The sequence below is a fragment of the Luteibacter sp. 22Crub2.1 genome (genome assembly GCF_900167995.1).
GTDB classification, from domain to species: Bacteria; Pseudomonadota; Gammaproteobacteria; order Xanthomonadales; family Rhodanobacteraceae; genus Luteibacter; species Luteibacter mycovicinus.
The window spans coordinates 166,480-178,797 of record NZ_FUYT01000003.1; the positions used below are offsets into that span (position 1 = coordinate 166,480).

At 65.0% G+C, this 12,318-nt stretch carries 13 protein-coding genes; 6 read left to right on the forward strand and 7 right to left on the reverse strand.

The features are described 5' to 3' along the window. Position 1 precedes the first annotated feature (1 nt). The gene (locus B5X73_RS03955; protein WP_079520656.1) at positions 2–1,225 is read left to right on the forward strand and encodes a multifunctional CCA addition/repair protein; all 1,224 of its coding nucleotides are present in this window, start codon (positions 2–4) and stop codon (positions 1,223–1,225) included. On the opposite strand, the gene B5X73_RS03960 is transcribed toward B5X73_RS03955, so the two are convergent. Next, complete coding sequence (locus tag B5X73_RS03960) at positions 1,222–2,415, reverse strand: class I SAM-dependent methyltransferase (protein WP_079520657.1); 1,194 nt, start codon at positions 2,413–2,415, stop codon at positions 1,222–1,224. The genes B5X73_RS03955 and B5X73_RS03960 overlap by 4 nt on opposite strands. Positions 2,416–2,496: 81 nt before the next feature. Further along, positions 2,497–4,608, reverse strand: a complete 2,112-nt coding sequence (locus B5X73_RS03965; RefSeq protein ID WP_079520658.1) for a TonB-dependent receptor — start codon at positions 4,606–4,608, stop codon at positions 2,497–2,499. A 292-nt stretch (positions 4,609–4,900) separates the two neighbouring features. On the opposite strand from B5X73_RS03965, the gene B5X73_RS21250 reads away from it, so the two are divergent. Then, positions 4,901–5,908, forward strand: coding sequence for a hypothetical protein (locus tag B5X73_RS21250; RefSeq protein ID WP_254857217.1), 1,008 nt, complete (start codon positions 4,901–4,903; stop codon positions 5,906–5,908). Between the two features lie 52 nt (positions 5,909–5,960). Further along, positions 5,961–6,698, forward strand: a complete 738-nt coding sequence (locus tag B5X73_RS03975) for a pteridine reductase (RefSeq protein WP_079520659.1) — start codon at positions 5,961–5,963, stop codon at positions 6,696–6,698. Positions 6,699–6,831: 133 nt separating this feature from the next. On the opposite strand, the gene B5X73_RS03980 is transcribed toward B5X73_RS03975, so the two are convergent. The 5 genes from B5X73_RS03980 to tsaD all read right to left on the reverse strand — a co-directional run bounded on the left by B5X73_RS03980 (position 6,832) and on the right by tsaD (position 11,065). Further along, complete coding sequence (locus B5X73_RS03980) at positions 6,832–7,686, reverse strand: DUF6159 family protein (protein ID WP_079520660.1); 855 nt, start codon at positions 7,684–7,686, stop codon at positions 6,832–6,834. Positions 7,687–7,793: 107 nt separating this feature from the next. Further along, positions 7,794–8,294: a 2-amino-4-hydroxy-6-hydroxymethyldihydropteridine diphosphokinase gene (folK, locus tag B5X73_RS03985; protein ID WP_079520661.1), complete on the reverse strand. Its 501-nt coding sequence runs from the start codon at positions 8,292–8,294 to the stop codon at positions 7,794–7,796. 1 nt (position 8,295) lies between these two features. Continuing rightward, the gene (locus B5X73_RS03990; protein WP_156108808.1) at positions 8,296–9,549 is read right to left on the reverse strand and encodes a mechanosensitive ion channel family protein; all 1,254 of its coding nucleotides are present in this window, start codon (positions 9,547–9,549) and stop codon (positions 8,296–8,298) included. A 26-nt stretch (positions 9,550–9,575) separates the two neighbouring features. Then, a complete protein-coding gene (folB, locus tag B5X73_RS03995) occupies positions 9,576–9,935 on the reverse strand; it encodes a dihydroneopterin aldolase (protein WP_036116385.1) in 360 nt (119 codons plus the stop codon). 107 nt (positions 9,936–10,042) lie between these two features. Further along, a complete protein-coding gene (gene tsaD, locus B5X73_RS04000) occupies positions 10,043–11,065 on the reverse strand; it encodes a tRNA (adenosine(37)-N6)-threonylcarbamoyltransferase complex transferase subunit TsaD (RefSeq protein ID WP_079520740.1) in 1,023 nt (340 codons plus the stop codon). A gap of 83 nt (positions 11,066–11,148) precedes the next feature. On the opposite strand from tsaD, the gene rpsU reads away from it, so the two are divergent. From rpsU to B5X73_RS04015, 3 genes are all read left to right on the forward strand, one after another. Continuing rightward, positions 11,149–11,364 carry a 30S ribosomal protein S21 gene (gene rpsU / locus B5X73_RS04005; protein WP_029213735.1) on the forward strand — a complete coding sequence of 72 codons (216 nt, stop codon included), beginning with the start codon at positions 11,149–11,151 and terminating at the stop codon, positions 11,362–11,364. 135 nt (positions 11,365–11,499) lie between these two features. Continuing rightward, the gene (locus B5X73_RS04010) at positions 11,500–11,943 is read left to right on the forward strand and encodes a GatB/YqeY domain-containing protein (RefSeq protein WP_079520662.1); all 444 of its coding nucleotides are present in this window, start codon (positions 11,500–11,502) and stop codon (positions 11,941–11,943) included. Between the two features lie 174 nt (positions 11,944–12,117). Then, entirely contained in the window at positions 12,118–12,291 is a 174-nt protein-coding gene (locus B5X73_RS04015) for a DUF1328 domain-containing protein (protein WP_036116391.1), read from the forward strand. The last annotated feature ends 27 nt before the right edge of the window (positions 12,292–12,318 follow it).

Genomic DNA, 12,318 nt, shown 5'->3' on the forward strand with positions numbered 1-12,318 from the left:
TATGGATATCTACCTCGTCGGCGGCGCCGTCCGCGATCAGCTGCTGGGCCGTCCGGTCGTGGATCGCGACTGGGTGGTCGTCGGTGCCACGCCCGAAGCCATGCTCGCCGCTGGCTATAAGGCCGTCGGCAAGGACTTCCCCGTTTTCCTGCACGGAGAGACGAAAGAGGAATACGCCCTCGCTCGTACCGAGCGAAAGACGGGTCGCGGATATCACGGGTTCGCGTTTCACGCCGATCCGTCCGTCACGGTGGAGCAGGACCTCGAGCGCCGCGACCTGACCATCAACGCCATCGCCCAGCACGAGGACGGCACGCTGGTGGACCCGTTCGGTGGCGTAGGCGACATCGAGACACGTACGTTGCGTCATGTATCGGATGCCTTCGCCGAAGATCCGGTCCGCCTGCTGCGCGTCGCGCGCTTCGCCGCACGTTACGCTCCGCTGGGCTTCACCGTAGCGGAGGACACCATGGCGCTGATGCGACGCATGGTCGACGACGGTGAAATCGACCATCTCGTTCCCGAGCGCGTATGGGCCGAGACCCGCAAGGCACTCGCCGAACCGGCGCCGTCGGTCTTCGTGCGTATGCTTCGCGAGAGCGGCGCGTTGCACGTGCTGTTCCCGGAAGTGGACGCGCTGTACGGCGTACCGCAACGTCCCGAATACCACCCGGAAGTCGACACGGGCATCCACATCGAAATGGTGCTGGATGCCGCCGCCGCGCTCGCGCCCGGCGACGCTCTCGTCGGCTTCTGCGCCCTCACTCACGACCTCGGCAAGGCGCTGACACCGGCGGACGTCCTGCCTCGCCACATCATGCATGAGCAGCGCGGCATCGAGCCCGTGCGCGAGATCTCCGCGCGACTCAAAGTGCCCGCGGAATACGCCTTCATGGCGGAGATGGTCTGCAAACACCACCTCAACGCACACATGGCGCTCGAGCTGAAGCCGACCACGATTCTGCGCCTGCTCGAAGCACTCGGCGCGCTACGCCGACCGGAACGTCTCGAGACCTTCCTCCTTGCCTGCATGGCCGACAAGCGCGGCCGCGGCGGCAACACTGATGCTCCCTACCCGCAAGCCGATTTCCTGCGCGCCTGTCGCCAGGCCGCCTCGGACGTTACCTCACAACCCTTCGTCGAAAAAGGCCTGCAAGGCCCGGCGATCGGCGAGGCCATGAAAAAAGCCCAGGCATCGGCCATCGCGTCGGTGCTTAAGCCTTAAAGCCGAGCCCCCTGATCCGCCGCCAACACCGCTTCCGGCAATGCCGCCGGATCCACGCCCTTGGCGAACATCATCACCTGAAACCGCTCCCCCATCTGATCGGGCAGGGTCAGCTTCTTCACTTCCTGCGACAGACGAAAGCGCGCCGCCTCATCGCTGAGCCGCAGATAATCGTCCTCGAAGAACTCCTGCATCCCCGCCGCGATCAGAAACTGCGCCTGAGGAAGATACGCGGCGACACCGAACCCGGCGTTATTTCCCGCCTCCGCAAGCGCCGTGAAGTCGACCGACGCCGTCAGATCCTGCAGCCCCGGAAGAAAAAACGCATCGCCATGCGCACGATGCCGATAAAACGCACGCAGCGTCCCGTCGGTGCGCTCAGGCAGGTAGTACTCACTGCGGGTGTAGCCGTAGTCGGCGAACACCATCGCGCCACGGCGCAACGTGCCCGCCACCGCCTGCATCCAGTACGGCAGCTGCGGAAGAATCTCCGTCCGGTAACCCGCGTCGAATTCGCGTCCGAGGTCACGCTCCACGTGACGGACGGCGCCGCCGACAAGCGCATCCGCCGGACGATCGCTGCGCATGAAGCGGCCATCGCCGTCGAGGATCACGTATTCCTCGTAGATTTCTCCGTCGCGCGCGGTAAACCGCGTCGTCGGCAGCGCATCGATCACCTCGTTGGCGAAGATCACGCCGTCCCACTCCTCCTCGAGCGGACCGTCGAGCCATACGGCACGTGCCGCAAGCCCCGCGGGAAGGTTCGCATGCAGTCGTTCGCGCTGACGCTCACGCAGGTCGGCGCTGGGTTCCAGGATCATGAAGCGGCGTGGCACGACACCCGCTGCCTCGAGCGCCAGCAGGGCCGCCTCGGCGAACGCGCCGCTGCCACCACCGATCTCGAGAAAATTCGCCTCGGGGCCGAGCGACGCCAGCACCGGCTCGAACGCGCGCACGACGCAACGGGCGAACAAGGTCCCCAGTTCCGGTGCGGTGACGAAGTCGCCGTCCGCGCCGAACTTGGTCTTGCCGGCGCTGTAATAACCGAGGCCAGGGGCGTAAAGGCAGCGCTCCATGAAACGAGAGAACGGCATCGGCCCGTGGGCCGCGATCTCCTCGCGCAGGAGGCTGATCAGATGCTCGGAATGAGCGCGCTCGTCGGCGCTGGGTTCGGGAAGCCGGGTATTCATGCCTTCAGGATAATCGAAGGCATGCTCCCGTTGCAGGGGAGCGCTTCCCGGGGATGCGAAGCCCCCGGGAAGCGCCCGGACTCAGAAGTCCTGCTGTAGCGACAGGAACACGCCGCGCCGCGGACCGAATTGCGGCGCACCGACGCCGATGCCGGAACCGTCACGGAGTTCGTACGTGCGATCCAGCGCATTGACCAGAGCCAGCTGCGTGTGGGTAGCACCGAGGCTAGTGAGGTTGAAGTCGTGCGCCACGCTCAGGTTGAGCTGAAAGTACGACGGCATCGTGTCGCCGTTGGGCACGAGGCCGTCGCGGCGCAGGCCGGAACCGAACAGGTAGTCCGCACCGATGCGCGTGCTGTCGGCGAACGCGTAGCTGATGCCGCCCGACGAGGTGTACTTCTGGTCGTGATCCAGGTGGATGAAGTGGTCCTGGATGTAGGCGAGATCGTCCGGATCGAAGTTGTACTGACCCGTGATGATGCGCTTGCCGACGGAACGGTTGTACGCGAAGTTGAAGTACGCGGTCAGTGCGCCGCCGTTGTAGTTCAGGGTGAACTCGTCGCCCTTGACCTTGCCCTGGTCGTAGTTGAAGGTCGAGTAGACCACGGCGGCGCCGAACTGGCCTTCGTCCTGGATGCGCGCGACGTGACGCAGATAGCTGTCGATGCCGACGGTCCACTGGTCACCCAGCTTCTGCGAGATGCCCACGTCGTAATAGCTGCTGCGCTCGGCCAGCGGCGTGTCGTTACCGTCGTCCGGCAGCGCGTTGGTCGTGCCGTTGAACTTGGCGATGGAGGTCGGGCTGATCGACTCGCTGGCCGGCGGCGTGAAGTAACGCGAGTAACCGGCGTGGATCGTCGTGCCGTCGGTCGGCTGATAGACGACACCGAGGCGCGGGCTCAGCTGGCTTTCCGGCTTGAACGCATCGTAGCGATCCGCGCGCGCACCGTAGTTCACCGTCCACTTGTCGCCGATGCTCCACTCGTCCTGCAGGTACAGGGCATAGGTGCGGGCCAGGATGCGGCTGCTGTCGAGGATGTTCATCGGCGTGGTCGACGTCTGATTGCCGTCGGCACCGGCCGGGAACACCAGCGCATTATTGCTCGACGTCGCGCGTTCGAACTCACCGTAAACGCCGTAACGCAGCGTGTGGTTGTCGCCCAACGGCGTGGAGAAGTCCGCCTGCAGCGTGGTCGCGCGGTTGGCGCGGTGGACGTCCGATGCGACGCCGTTGAACATCAGGTCGCCGATGTCGTCCGGCGTGAAGTTCAGACCGCTGTAACGTTCGCCCGCCGAGACCTGGTAGGCGGTGTTACCCATCTTGCCCTGCAGGCTGAGGATGCCGAAGCGCGTCTTCTCCGACTGACGCTCGTTGAGCTGTGCCGAGTCGAAGTCCGTCACGTCGAGATAACCGAACTGCGGCGACTGGCCGGGATTGTTCGGGATCTCGAAACGGTTGTTGGTCGCGCCGAACATGAAGCTGAGGCGCGTGTCGTTGTTGATCAGGTACGAAATGTCGCCGAACGCCTTCACCTGGTTGGTGTGGTCGTGGACGGCCTTGCGGCTGGAGGTCGGGTTTTCGATACCGACGTCGTTCTCGAGGTAGTTGGCGGTGAGGAAGAAGCTCCAGTCGTCCTTCTTGCCGAACAGCGTGGCATTCGGGTTGAGCGTGCCGAACTGGCCGCCGGTGATACCGACACTGCCGCCGATGCCGTCCTTCGCGGTGCGGGTGGTGATGTCCACGATGGCCGCGGTGCGCTCGCCGTACTGCGCGGGCAGCGCGCCGGTGAGCAGCTTCACGCTGTCGATCATGCGGGCATCCAGCGTCTGGCCAAAACCGCCGATGCTCTCGGGGATCAGCACGCCGTTGATGCGGTACTGCAGGTTGGCGTGGTCGCCACGCACATGCAGCTGGCCGTAGGAATCCTGCACCACGCCCGGCGCCTGAAGGACGACCTGGTTCAGCGGCGTCGAATCACCCAGCGGCAGCGCCTGGATCGTCTGGCGATCCATGACGTACTGGCTGCTGCCGGTGTCGGGCGAAAGGCTGTTACGCGCCGCGTCGAGCTGCGCGCTGACATCCACTTCGCCCAGATTCGTGGTTTTTTGCGGCGGAGCCGGGTCGTCGGTCGCGAAGGCCGGAGCGGCGGACAAGGCAAGGGCGATGCAGAGTGCAAGGCGAACGGGGGTCATCAGGGACTCTTCTTGGCAATGTTATAACGTAACTACCTGCGGCCGCAGGAAGGGGGAATTGGGCGAGGCGACTATGAGGTCTGCACCTTTCGAGCCGCTTTCATCCTTGAGATTTACCTCAAAGCATACACCCGCCCGCTGCACCGCAACATGCGGCCCATCGTCCCGCCCCGATCAAACCCGGCTCCTTGTAGGAGCCAGCCCTGCTGGCGACCCACCCCGCCTCAAGGCTTCATGACCGACTCACGCTCCCACCCCCACCATTACTTCCATCGAACCCCAGGGAGCCCCCATGGCGAAGAAAGACGCCACCTCCACCTCGAAAGAAATCATCGCCGTCGTCGCCGACCGCGCCGAAAGCCCCGTCGCGAAAGCCATTCTCGAGTTCGTCAGCCGCATCCCCGACAGCGACGTCCCCCGTGCCGCAAAGGGCACCGTCGAGGACGAGTGCCGCCGCCTCTCCAGCGCAGCGGCGAACAAGGCAGGCCTGACAGCCGGCTCCCTCGCCCTGCCGCCGGGCCCCCTCGGCTGGCTGACCGTTCTCCCCGAACTCGTCGCCATCTGGCGCATCCAGGGCCAGCTGGTCAGCGACATCGCCGCCGCTTATGGCAAAACGGCGAAGCTCGGTCAGGAACAAATGCTCTGGTGCCTGTTCCGCCACACCGCCGCGCAGGCCTTCCGTGACATCGCCATCCGTGTCGGCGACCGCCTCGTCTTCCGTACGGCCGCCACCAGCGTTCTCCAGCGTCTCGCCGGTCGCATCGGCGTCAGCGTTTCGAAGCGCGCCGTAGGCAAAGGCATCTCCCGCTGGCTGCCCATCGTCGGTGCACTTGGCGTCGGCGCCTACGCCTACTACGACACCGGCCAGGTCGCCAAAACCGCGATGGAACTGTTCAGCGGCGAAATCCACATCGAAGGCGACGACACCCCGGACGGCAGCGGCAGCAAGAAGTCCTCGCGCAACAAGCCGAAAGGCGAGCCAGCGCCACACACCTCGGGCGCCGCCGGCCCGGTGGCAGCCAGCTCCGCTGGCGAAACCCCGCCTGGCCCCACCGCCAGGCGAGCCGCAGCCTCTGCAGGAGCCGGCCCTGCTGGCGATGCGCCCAAAGGGCACTCCCGCAAGGCAGCGACAAAAAAAAGGGCCACCCCCAAACGCGCCACCGACAAGAAATCCGCCGCCCGCAAAGCCACCCCCACCAGGGTCGCCAAGGCATCCACCAGGAAAGCGACAAAGAAAACCGCCGCCCGCCGCGCGCCCGCAAAGAAACCAGCTGCCCGCAAAATCAAACCCGCGACGTGACGACAGCGCCCGTTTACGGCAAGCTCCCCACCGATAGAACAGGGAGTCGCACGTGAACAAGCAACCGGTCGTCCTCGTCACCGGAGGCGCACGCCGCGTCGGCGCCGCCATCGTGCGTCACCTGCACGCGTCAGGCTGCGACGTCGCTATTCACTATCGTCAATCGGCAGACGAAGCCAAAGCTCTGTCGCAGGAGCTCAACGCTGCGCGCCCTGAGAGCGCCGCCATCTTCGCCGGCGCTTTGGAAGACGACGCCACACCCGACACACTCATCGCGGCCGTCACCGACCGCTTCGGTCGACTCGACGGACTGGTCAACAACGCGTCCGCGTTCTACCCGACACCGATCGGCGCTACCACCGCCGCGCACTGGAACGACCTGTTCGCCGCCAACGCGCGCGCACCGTTTTTCCTCGCACAGGCAGCGACGCCCGCCCTTCGTAAAGCGCGCGGATCGATCGTCAACATCGTCGACATTTACGCCGAACGTCCGCTCGCCGGACACGCGGTGTACTCGATGGCGAAGGCGGCGCTAGCGATGCTCACGCAAGCGCTGGCCAGGGACCTCGCGCCCGATGTCCGCGTCAACGCCGTCGCACCCGGCGCCATTCTCTGGCCCGAGTCCGGCAAGCCCGAAGAAGCCGCCGATGCGCTCATCGCCAAAACACCGCTCGGCCGCAAAGGCGAGCCCGCCGACGTCGCCGAAGCCGTGCGCTGGCTGCTGATGGACGCGCACTACACCACCGGCCAGGTCATCCGCGTCGACGGCGGCCGCGCACTCAACATCTGATTCGCGGTAACGCAAGGGCTACGTGATAGCACCGGCAGGGTCCGCTCCCACCGGCATCGGTTGGCTTCCAGCATCTACAAATGAAGAAGGCCCCGAACGTGGTCGGGGCCTTCCTCGTCATCACAGCGGTGCCTTAGTTCTTCTGACGAAACGCCGATTCCAGCAGAGCGCGGTCGAAGCCCTGACCCGGGTCGCCTTCCGTCGCGAAGCGATACAACGCAGCGGAGTACACGCCGTGCATCGCCGCCTGGAACAGGCTCAGCGCGACGAGGCTGACGACCGCCGCAACGCCGACCGTGATCATCAACGCCACCGAATGCGTCGCGACGGCACCGAAGAACAAGACGGCGCTGGCGAAGATCAGGCAGAAGGTGAGGATGCCACCGGCGAGGCCGATGCCAGCGTTGCCGATCAGGTTCTCGCCCCAGGTTTCCTTCAGCAGCGAGGTGCTGCGCTTCACTGCGTCCACCGGGCCGATGTCCTGCGCGGCGAGCACCGGCACGACGAGGAAGGTGGCGACCGTCCAGCCGAAGCCGAGGATACCGGCGACGATGCGGCCGACGAAGCCGAGACGTTCCTGCAGCGCACGCAGGATCATGCCGACCGTGGCGGCGATCAGGGCATATCCGATGATGTTCGGCAGCTTGCCCATCGCGGCACGGAGGCCGTCACCGAGCGTCGGGTTGCCACCGTTGAGACGGATCATGGCGGCGGAGGCGAGCGCGACGTTGAAGAAGATCACGACGCCATACTGCACGAAGTAAAACGCGAAGCTGACCAGCATAAAGAGCGGCGAGACGTGATGGCGCTGGCCTTCGAGATCGACCTGATTCGATCCGATCATGGCGATCACCGGCCAGGCGAAGGTCGCGATGACCAGAAGCGAGGCGAGACCGGCCAGGAGTGGAAAGAGCATCAGCTCCTTGTCCTGGCGGAGGATCGTGGCGCTGGACTTCATCAGCGCCCAGCTGCGTGCGAACTTACCCATATCCTTTCCTTAGAACCCCTTGGTGGAACGCGTTGTATCACCTTGGCTGGCCAGCCGCCACCGTAGGCTGTCTGTCACGGGACAGGACGTCCGGACCGACGGCTTTCTCAGGCAACGGCGACCGTGCAGGCCTCGTCGACCACCAGCGGCTCACTCTCCGCCGGAAAGGCAGCCCAGAGTTCGCCCAGCGTCCGTCCATCCACAGGGTGGCGCACGTCCGGCGCGATATCCGCCAGCGGTTTAAGCACAAACGCATGCCGAAGCTCGCCCCGTGGCAGCTCCAGGTGCCCCTTCCCGCTCAGGACCAGATCGTCATAAAGGACGATATCGACATCCAGCGTCCGGTCGGCGTAACGCTCGCCGCCCCGGACCCGTCCATGCCGATCTTCAAGCGCGTGCAGCCAGTCATTGAGCGCTTCCGGCCCCAGGTCGCTGTCCAGCGCCACCGCGAGGTTGAGGAAGTCCGGCCCGTCAAAACCGACAGCGGCACTGCGGTACACCGGCGAGACATCCAGCGCACCGAAGCGCGCCCGCAACTCGGCGACCGCCGCACCCAGCCAGCGCGCAGCGTCGATGTTGGAACCGAGACTCAGATACGCGCGGCCCATGTCAGTCCTCCGCCGCGACCGGCGTCACCACGGCGGCCGACCGCATGGACGCGAAGCCCTCGCGCAGATCCCCACCCGACGGCTGCTGGAACGGCCGCAGCCCGAACTCGGGAAGGATCGCAATCAGATGATCGAAGATATCCGCCTGGATGCGCTCGTAGTCGAGCCACACCACCGTATTGGTGAACGCGTAAATCTCCAGCGGGATGCCCAGGGCACCCGGATCGCGCATACGCACCATGCGGGTCATCTTGTCGTGCACATCGGGATGCGCCTTGAGGTATGCATCCGCGTAAGCACGGAACGCCCCGATGTTGGTCTGGCGACGGCGATTGACCGGCAGTTTGCCGGCGTCACCCAGCGCTTCGTTCCAGCGACGGATGTCTTCGCGCTTGCGCTCGAGATAGGCGGTCAGCAGATGCATCCTGCCGAAACGCTCGAGCTCTTCGTCCTCGAGAAACCGCACACCCGCGGCATCGATGAACAGCTCGCGCTTGATCCGCCGGCCACCGGAATCCTGCATGCCGCGCCAGTTCTGAAACGACTCGGCGATCAGCCGCCACGTCGGCACCGTCACGATGGTGCGATCGAAATTGCGCACCTTGACCGTATGCAGCGTGATGTCGATAACGTCGCCGTCGACACCGGCGGACGTCATCGTGATCCAGTCGCCGACGCGCAGCATGTCGTTGGTGCTGAGCTGGATCCCGGCGACGAAGCCGAGAATCGTATCCTTGAAAACCAGCAGCAATACCGCCGACATCGCGCCGATGCCGGACAGCAGCAGGCCGATGCTCTGATGGGTGAGTTTGGTGATCACCAAAACGAGGGCGACGATCCACAGCGCCAGCTGGAGCAGCTGCACCACGCCTTTGATCGAACGCTTACCTGCGGGCGTAGCGCTGTACAGCGATTCGAATGCGATCAGTGCGCGACCCAGCGACGCGATGACGCAGACGATCATCCAGCAGACCGCAAGGTTGCGGATGAAGGCACCCATGTCGTCGTCGGCGATCGAGAGGAACATCCCGATGCCGTAATAGACGACGATGGCCGGTAGCATGCGCGCCAGCCAGCGGAACGCGCCGTACTCATAGAGCGCGTCGTCCCAGCGCCAGGCGGTATGACGGGTGGCGACACGTACGACGCGATGCAGGAACACGCGGCCAAGCAGGCCAACCAGCCAGGCCACGACGAACAGGCCTGCGACGAAAGCCACCCGCTTCAGCTCGGGCGACGCGACAAAATCTTCCATGACGGTCAATGTTTTCTCGAAGTGGATCATTCCGGTCGGGTGCCACGCTCGATGCGGACACCCACGGCCTTCGCCCCGCGTACGGCACCGGGCTTGGACAGCTTCAGGCGAACCCACGACACGCCGAACTCCTCACGGACGATCTCGGCGCAGCGCTCGGCCAGTGTCTCGACCAGGCCGAAGCTGGACGACTCCACATACGTCTGCAGGCGTTTGGAAATCGACTTGTAGTTCAGCGTCTCGTTGATGTCGTCACTGGCGGCCGGCTTGCGGTTGTCGAAAGCCATTTCGAGGTCGAACGACAGCGTCTGCCGGATCCGGCGCTCCCAGTCGTAGATGCCGATGACCGCGTCGATGCGCAGGTCTTCGATGAAGACGATATCCATGAGGGGTTCTGGTGGTGCGAAGGGGCGTACAGGGTCGGCGACCGGGGCGATTTGTGCAACATACGCCCCGGGGGCGATCGCGCGCGGGGCGCGCTCCTACATGAGCCTTAGGCGGCTGGAAGGGTTTCGAGACTCCACCGCGGGTGCACCTGAATCGTGCGGTCCTGCTGCTGACCTGCCGCGAGGCGAATCGCTCCTGCCAGAGCGATCATCGCGCCGTTGTCGGTGCAGAACGCCAGCCTTGGGAAATACACCCGGAAACCGTCTTTCGCACCGGCTTCGGCCAGCTGCTCGCGCAGACGCTTGTTGGCGCCGACGCCGCCCGCGATCACCAGCCGTCTGGCACCGCTGGCCTCGAGCGCCCGGCGACACTTGATCGCCAGGGTGTCGACGATGGCTTCTTCAAAGGCCCGCGCGATATCGGCACGGGTCTGATCCGTCTTGTCCGAGGCCTGCCAGGCCAGCAGGACCTGGGTCTTAAGGCCGGAGAAACTGAAATCGAGCCCCGGGCGGTCGGTCATCGGCCGGGAGAAGCGGAAACGCCCCGGCGTGCCCTGCTCCGCCAGCCTGGCCAGCGCGGGACCGCCGGGGTACGGCAGACCCATCATCTTGGCGGTCTTGTCGAAGGCCTCACCCGCCGCGTCATCCAGCGTGTCGCCAAGAATCCGGTACTCGCCGATGGCCTTCACCTCGACCAGCATCGAGTGGCCGCCGGAGACCAGGAGCGCCACAAAGGGCGGTTCCGGCGGGTCATCCTCCAGCAAAGGCGCCAGCAGGTGACCTTCCATATGGTGAACACCGATGGCCGGCACGCCGAGCGCCCAGGCCATGGCGCGGGCCGCCGACGCGCCCACCAGCAGGGCACCCACAAGGCCGGGACCCGCCGTGTAGGCCACGCCACCGAGATCCGACGGTGTCAGACCCGCGTCCTTAAGTGCTTCTCGCACAAGGGGAAGTAGCTTACGGACATGGTCGCGACTGGCCAGCTCGGGCACTACGCCGCCGTACTCGGCGTGCAGGGCGATCTGGCTGAACAAGGCATGGGAAAGCAGGCCGCGGCCCGGCTTCTCCGGGTCCCAGCGCAGCAGGGCGACGCCCGTTTCGTCACAGGACGTTTCCACACCTAACACGGGCTTTGAATTTTTCGAATCGATCACGTTATAATCCACGGCTCACCCGGGTAGACGGGTCAGTTTAAACAAGTGGAGTTTCCATGCCGAGCGTTAAAGTCCGCGAGAACGAGCCGTTTGAGCTTGCCCTTCGCCGCTTCAAGCGTACGTGCGAGAAGGCTGGCGTCCTGGCCGAAACGCGCAAGCGCGAATTTTACGAAAAGCCCACCCAGGAGCGTAAGCGTAAGCGCGCTGCTGCCGTGAAGCGTCACCTCCGCCGTCTGTCTCGCGACACGACGCGCCGGACCCGCATGTACTGATTGCCTCCCCGGCCTCACGGTCGGGTGTTGGATCCGCGGCTGGCGCGTTCGCCCGCTGCCGCCGCAATCAGGCGGAAAACCGAGCCGGCTTCGCCGAAAGGTGGAGCCGGCTTTTCGTCGTCCCGGAGAAATGCCATGAGTCTGAAAGCCAAGATCACCGAAGACATGAAGGCCGCCATGAAGGGCGGCGAGAAAGACCGTCTGGCAGTTATCCGCCTGATGCAGTCCGAGATCAAGCGACGCGAAGTCGACGAGCGGATCGAGCTGGACGATAACCAGGTCCTGGCCGTCCTCGAAAAGATGCAGAAGCAGCGCCGCGACTCGATCGAGCAGTTCGACAAGGCGGGTCGTACCGACCTGTCGACCATCGAGCGCTATGAGATGAGCGTCATCGAGGGTTACCTCCCGGCCAAGCTCACCGACGCCGAGCTGGACGACGTGATCACCGCCGCGATAGCCGAGACGGGTGCGACGACCGCCCGGGATATGGGCAAGGTCGTGGCGCTGGTGAAGGAAAAGGCCGCCGGGCGTGCCGATATGGGCGCGGTGGCCGGTAAGGTTAAGGCCAGACTCGCCTGAGCCAGTACTTGTAGGAGCGCGCCCCGCGCGCGACCCGAGCCCGACGCGGAGTGGGCTTCGCGCGCAGGCGCGCTCCTACATGCCTCGCCGTTTCACGGCGAGCCTACACATTTGTGAGCATGCTCCGCACCGCGGCTGGCAGGACGTTCCTCCGGCGCTCGACGGAGAGATCCCATGCTCAAATACGCCATTATTTTCGGCCTCATCGCCCTGGTCACCGGCGCCCTCGGCTTCAGCCGGATTTCGGGCATCGCCGGCACGATCGCCAAGGTCTGCTTCGCCATCTTCCTGATCCTGTTCGTGATCGCGATCCTGGCGGTCATCGGCGTCTTCCACCTGGCGTTCTGATCGCCCGATAAGGGAATGCGGACTCCA

Bases quoted from the DNA above. Each gene is read 5' to 3' on its own strand.
- B5X73_RS03960 (WP_079520657.1), bottom strand. From the start codon at position 2,415: ATGAATACCCGGCTTCCCGAACCCAGCGCCGACGAGCGCGCTCATTCC.
- B5X73_RS03965 (WP_079520658.1), bottom strand. From the start codon at position 4,608: ATGACCCCCGTTCGCCTTGCACTCTGCATCGCCCTTGCCTTGTCCGCC.
- B5X73_RS04010 (WP_079520662.1), top strand. From the start codon at position 11,500: ATGAGTCTGAAAGCCAAGATCACCGAAGACATGAAGGCCGCCATGAAG.
- rpsU (WP_029213735.1), top strand. From the start codon at position 11,149: ATGCCGAGCGTTAAAGTCCGCGAGAACGAGCCGTTTGAGCTTGCCCTT.
- folK (WP_079520661.1), bottom strand. From the start codon at position 8,294: ATGGGCCGCGCGTATCTGAGTCTCGGTTCCAACATCGACGCTGCGCGC.
- B5X73_RS21250 (WP_254857217.1), top strand. From the start codon at position 4,901: ATGGCGAAGAAAGACGCCACCTCCACCTCGAAAGAAATCATCGCCGTC.
- B5X73_RS03980 (WP_079520660.1), bottom strand. From the start codon at position 7,686: ATGGGTAAGTTCGCACGCAGCTGGGCGCTGATGAAGTCCAGCGCCACG.
- B5X73_RS03955 (WP_079520656.1), top strand. From the start codon at position 2: ATGGATATCTACCTCGTCGGCGGCGCCGTCCGCGATCAGCTGCTGGGC.
- folB (WP_036116385.1), bottom strand. From the start codon at position 9,935: ATGGATATCGTCTTCATCGAAGACCTGCGCATCGACGCGGTCATCGGC.
- B5X73_RS04015 (WP_036116391.1), top strand. From the start codon at position 12,118: ATGCTCAAATACGCCATTATTTTCGGCCTCATCGCCCTGGTCACCGGC.
- B5X73_RS03990 (WP_156108808.1), bottom strand. From the start codon at position 9,549: ATGGAAGATTTTGTCGCGTCGCCCGAGCTGAAGCGGGTGGCTTTCGTC.